This window comes from Clostridium sp., assembly GCF_021443865.1.
Classification (GTDB): Bacteria; Bacillota; Clostridia; order Clostridiales; family Clostridiaceae; genus Clostridium.
The window spans coordinates 1-6,419 of sequence record NZ_JABUTB010000105.1 but is presented as its reverse complement, the minus strand read 5'-3'; the positions used below and the strand labels follow the sequence as shown (position 1 = coordinate 6,419).

The window sequence follows — 6,419 nt, the reverse complement described above, 5'->3', positions numbered from 1 at the left end:
ACAGCTTCACCTATATTTATTTTTTGTGCTGTTGCCATGTTCATACCATAACACTTAGAACATACTCCAACTTTACACTTACATGTAAATACAGATCTAATTTTAACTTTTTTAATTCCAGTTGCTGCAACTTTTTCTGCAGTATCTAAATCCATATATTGATCAGCTTCTACCATAACATCTCCAGTTTCTGGATTTATAATTGGTTCTGCTGTATATCTGCCATAAAGTCTTTCAGCTAATCCTTCGATTGCTTCGTTACCTTCTTTAATTTCTGAAACATAGATACCTTCTGTTGTACCACAATCTATTTCTCTTACTATAACATCTTGTGATACGTCAACAAGTCTTCTTGTTAAGTATCCTGAGTCAGCTGTCTTAAGAGCTGTATCGGCATTACCTTTTCTAGCTCCGTGTGTAGAAATAAAGTATTCTAACACTTCAAGACCTTCTCTAAATGAAGCTCTGATTGGTAATTCTATGATCTTACCAGTCGGACTCGCCATAAGTCCTCTCATACCTGCTAATTGCTTGATCTGAGATTTAGAACCTCTGGCTCCAGAGTCAGCCATCATGAATATTGGATTAAATTTATCCAAACTATCCATAAGTGCATCAGCTACATCTTCTGTTGTCTTAGTCCATTTTTCTATAACTCTTTCATATCTTTCTTCTTCTGATATGAAACCTCTCTTATACATCTTCTCAATTTTTTCAACTGTTTCATCAGCTTCTTTAAGAAGGGTATATTTAGCATCAGGTACTATCATATCAGAAGCAGCTACTGTTACAGCTCCAATTGATGAATAGTGATATCCTAAAGCCTTTATCTTATCTAACATTATAGAAGTATTTGTAGGACCGTGAACAGTATAACATTTATCTATTAACTTTCCTAATGTCTTTTTTGTTATTAAGAAGTCAACTTCTAAGTTAAATTCTTCATCTTTATTTTCTCTATTAACAAATCCTAAATCTTGAGGAATAGATTCATTGAATATTATTTTACCTACAGTTGTAGTGATTATTCCTGATCTTACCTCTCCATTTATTTCTTTAAACATTCTTACTTTTATTTCAGCATGTATAGCTATTTCTCCTACTTCATAAGCCATTATAGCTTCATCCTTAGAAGCAAATATTTTTCCTTCACCTTTAGCTCCAGACTTATCCATAGTTAAATAGTATGAACCTAAAACCATATCCTGTGTAGGTACACAAACTGGTTTACCATCTGAAGGTTTCATTATGTTACCAGCAGCTAACATTAAGAATCTTGCTTCCGCTTGAGCTTCTACTGATAATGGAACGTGAACAGCCATCTGGTCTCCATCAAAGTCAGCATTATAAGCTGTACATACTAATGGATGTAACTTTATAGCTCTACCTTCTACTAAAATTGGTTGGAAAGCTTGAATACCAAGTCTATGTAGAGTAGGTGCACGGTTTAATAATACTGGATGATCAGTAATAACTTCTTCAAGCACATCCCATACTTGATTATTAACTCTTTCAACCATTCTCTTCGCACTCTTAATATTGTGTGCTACACCATCTTCAACTAACTTCTTCATTACAAAAGGCTTAAATAATTCTAAAGCCATTTCTTTTGGAAGCCCACATTGGTACATTTTTAATTCTGGTCCAACAACTATAACTGATCTACCAGAATAGTCAACTCTCTTACCAAGTAAGTTTTGTCTAAATCTACCTTGCTTACCTTTAAGCATATCTGATAATGATTTAAGAGGTCTATTTCCAGGTCCTGTTACAGGTCTTCCTCTTCTGCCATTGTCTATTAACGCATCAACTGCTTCTTGAAGCATTCTCTTTTCATTTCTAACAATAATATCAGGTGCTCCTAGATCTAATAACTTTTTAAGTCTGTTATTTCTATTAATAACTCTTCTATATAAGTCATTTAAATCTGAAGTAGCAAATCTTCCACCATCTAATTGAACCATTGGTCTTAAATCAGGAGGTATTACTGGTATTACATTAATAACCATCCATCTCGGATCATTTCCTGATTTTCTAAAAGATTCAACAACTTCTAGTCTTCTTATTATTCTAACTTTCTTTTGTCCAGTACTTACTTTTAATTCTTCTTTAAGATCTCTTGATTGTGATTCTAAGTCGATTTCTCCAAGTAATTCTTGAACTGCTTCTGCTCCCATTCCAGCTACAAAGCTTTCTTCACCATATTTATCTGCTGCTTCTCTATATTCTTTTTCATTAAGAAGTTGCTTCTTTAATAATGGTGTTTCTTTAGGGTCTATTACAACATATGAAGCGAAATATAATATTTTTTCTAAAGCTCTTGGTGACATATCTAAAAGTAATCCCATTCTTGATGGAATCCCTTTAAAATACCAAATATGAGAAACTGGGGCAGCAAGTTCAATATGCCCCATTCTTTCTCTTCTTACCTTAGCCTTAGTAACCTCAACTCCACATCTGTCACAAACTATGCCCTTATATCTTACTCTCTTGTACTTTCCACAATGACATTCCCAGTCTTTGATAGGTCCAAAAATTCTTTCACAGAATAGACCATCTCTTTCTGGTTTTAAGGTCCTATAGTTTATTGTTTCAGGTTTTTTAACTTCACCTCTTGACCATTCTCTTATCTGATCTGGTGAAGCTAAACCTATTTGTATAGCATCAAAATTATTCAATTCAAACAAGGGTACATCCTCCCTTCAAAATTAGTGTTCATCATTTACAAAATCATCAAGTTCTAAGTCTTCTTCATGGAAGCCCTCTAATGCAAAGTTATCAAACTCTACTTCTTCCTCAACTTCGTCCTCTAGCATTGTATAACTATCATCTATATTCACATCATCAGAAACAACATCTTCTGTTCCTTCAATGTTAACTTCTAAATCTTCCATATCTTCTTCAGCAAACTCTTTAAGTTTTACTTCTTGGTTATCTCCATTTAAAACTTTAACATCTAAGCAAAGAGCTTGAAGTTCTTTTATAAGAACCTTAAATGATTCTGGAACACCTGGTTCTGGAATATTTTCACCCTTAACTATAGCTTCGTAAGTTTTAACTCTACCAACAACATCATCTGATTTAACAGTTAATATTTCTTGTAGTGTATGTGCAGCACCATATGCTTCTAATGCCCAAACTTCCATTTCCCCGAATCTTTGACCACCGAATTGTGCTTTACCACCAAGAGGTTGTTGAGTTACTAATGAATATGGTCCTGTAGATCTTGCGTGTATCTTATCATCAACTAAGTGAGCTAGTTTTAAGATATACATTATACCAACAGTTACTTCATTATCAAATGCTTCTCCTGTTCTACCATCATATAAAACAGTTTTTCCATTCGCGTTATAACCTGCTTTTTCTAAGCATTCTTCTATATCTTTTTCAGTAGCTCCATCAAATACAGGAGTAGCTATATGCCATCCTAATTGACTTGCTGCCCATCCTAAGTGAACTTCTAGTACCTGACCGATATTCATACGAGATGGAACCCCTAATGGGTTTAAGCATATTTGTAATGGTCTTCCATCTGGTAAAAATGGCATATCTTCTTCAGGAAGAACTCTTGATATAACCCCTTTATTACCATGACGTCCAGCCATTTTGTCTCCAACAGATATTTTTCTCTTTTGAGCTATATAACATCTTACTAGCTCATTAACTCCTGGATTTAACTCGTCACCATTTTCTCTTGTAAATACTTTTACATCAACGATAATACCAGCTTCACCATGAGGAACTCTTAAAGAAGTATCTCTTACTTCTCTAGCTTTTTCACCGAATATTGCTCTTAGAAGTCTTTCTTCAGCAGTCAATTCAGTTTCTCCCTTTGGTGTAACTTTACCAACAAGAATATCTCCTGATCTAACTTCAGCACCTATTCTTATAATACCTCTATCATCTATATCTTTTAATGCATCTTCGCTTACATTAGGAATATCTCTAGTTATTTCTTCTGGTCCTAACTTAGTGTCTCTAGCTTCACATTCATATTCTTCTATATGAATTGAAGTAAATACATCTTCTCTAACTAATTCTTCAGAAATAAGCATAGCATCTTCGTAATTGTAACCTTCCCAAGTAATGAAGCCCATTCTTATATTCTTACCTAGAGCTATTTCACCTAAATCAGTTGATGGTCCATCAGCTAATACTTGGTTCTTAAACACTATTTCACCTTTATCTACTAAAGGTCTTTGGTTTATACATGTACCTTGGTTACTTCTCTTAAATTTAAGAAGCTTATAAGTATCTAATCCACCATCTACATCTCTTCTAATTCTTATTTCATTAGAACTTACGTAAACAACTTTACCAGCATTTTTAGCCTTTGGAAGTACTCCTGAATCTACCGCTGCCTTAAATTCTATTCCTGTACCTACTACTGGAGCCTGTGGCTTTAGTAGAGGCACTGCTTGACGTTGCATGTTTGATCCCATCAGTGCTCTTGAAGCATCATCATTTTCAAGGAATGGTATCATAGCTGTAGCTACTGATACAATTTGTCTTGGGGATACGTCTATTAAATCAACTTCATCTGCATTAACAACTAAGATATCATGTTTACTTCTAACAGTAACTCTGCTGTCAACAAACTTTCTATCTTCGCCAATTGGTTCCTTTGCTTGAGCTACAAGGTATAAATCTTCTTCGTCAGCTGTGAAATACCTTATTTCATCAGTTACTATTCCATTTTCTTTATCAACAACTCTATATGGTGTTTCAATAAATCCATACTCATTAACTTTTGCATAAGTTGCTAAAGAGTTGATAAGTCCTATATTTGGGCCTTCTGGTGTTTCAATCGGACACATTCTACCGTAATGTGAGTGGTGAACGTCTCTAACTTCAAAACCAGCTCTTTCTCTTGAAAGACCTCCTGGTCCTAAAGCTGATAATCTTCTCTTGTGTGTTAACTCTGAAAGTGGATTTGTTTGATCCATGAATTGTGATAATTGTGAACTACCAAAGAATTCTTTGATAGATGCAGCAACTGGTCTAATATTAATTAACATTTGAGGAGTTATGGATTCTTGGTCTTGAATAGTCATTCTTTCCTTAACTACTCTTTCCATTCTTGATAAACCAATTCTAAATTGATTTTGTAATAACTCTCCAACAGATCTTAACCTTCTATTGCCTAGGTGATCTATATCATCAACATAACCTACTCCGTAAGGTAATCCTAATTCATAGCTTATAGTTGCAAATATATCATCCTTAACAATATGTTTAGGGATAAGTCTATTTATATTTTTCTTAATTTCTTCTTTAATTACTTCTTCATCATCATAATTATCTAAAATTTCTTTTAGAGTTGGGTAATGAACAGCTTCCTTAATATTTAAGTCGCTTATATCAAAAGAAATAAAATTCTTTATGTCAACAAAGTTATTACCTATTACTCTAACAACTTTATCTTCAACTAAAATATCAACTGAATTTATACCAATATTTTGTATTTCTTCAGCTGAAGCTCTACCTATTTTTTTGCCTTGTTCTACTATAATTTCACCCGTTAAAGGATTTACTATATCTACTGCTGCAATTTGGTTAATTAATCTTAAATTTAATGCTAATTTTTTATTAAATTTATATCTACCAACCCTAGATAAATCATATCTCTTTGCATCGAAGAATAATGAGTCGATAAGAGATATAGCACTATCAACCGTAGGTGGTTCACCTGGTCTTAGCCTTTTATATATTTCTAATAAGGCTTCTTCCTTAGTCTTAGTATTATCTTTTTCTATTGTAGCTTTGAATCTTTCGTCTTCTCCAAAGTAGTCTAAAAGTTCTGCATCACTTCCAAATCCCATAGCTCTAGCTAATATAGATATAGGAAGTTTTCTTGTTTTATCTATTCTTACATAGATAATGTCATTAGAATCTGTTTCATATTCTAACCATGCTCCTCTATTTGGAATTACAGTAGAAGAGTATAGTTTTTTACCAGTTTTATCAACGTTAAAACTGTAATAAACTCCTGGTGACCTTACTAATTGACTTACTATTACTCTTTCAGCACCATTGATGATGAAAGTTCCTTGTTCAGTCATTAATGGGAAGTCACCCATAAATACTTCTTGTTCTTTAATTTCTCCAGTTTCATTGTTCTGTAATCTTACAGAAACCTTTAGTGGTGCAGCATAAGTTGAATCTCTCTCTTTACACTCTTCCACTGAATACTTAATGTTATCCATATCAAGTTTGTAATCAACAAATTCCAGAACAAGATTACCTGTGAAATTTGTGATCGGATTTATGTCGTCAAATACTTCATGAAGACCTTCCTTTAAAAACCACTGATATGAATCTAATTGTACCTCAATAAGATTTGGCATTTCTGTTACATCTTTAACTTTACCAAAACTCATTCTAGTTCTTTTTCCGACTTGGACAGGATGTACCATGAA

At 33.5% G+C, this 6,419-nt stretch carries 2 protein-coding genes; both read right to left on the bottom strand.

The window, feature by feature from the left end:
* Positions 1–2,687 (bottom strand): DNA-directed RNA polymerase subunit beta' (gene rpoC, locus HUJ77_RS13810; RefSeq protein WP_291709564.1); only part of this gene is annotated, 2,687 nt, incomplete at its 3' end.
* Positions 2,688–2,708: 21 nt separating this feature from the next.
* Entirely contained in the window at positions 2,709–6,416 is a 3,708-nt protein-coding gene (gene rpoB, locus HUJ77_RS13805; protein WP_291709566.1) for a DNA-directed RNA polymerase subunit beta, read from the bottom strand.
* Positions 6,417–6,419 lie beyond the last annotated feature (3 nt).

Excerpts from the sequence above, each read along its gene's own strand:
- rpoB (WP_291709566.1), bottom strand. The coding sequence starts at position 6,416 with ATGGTACATCCTGTCCAAGTCGGAAAAAGAACTAGAATGAGTTTTGGT.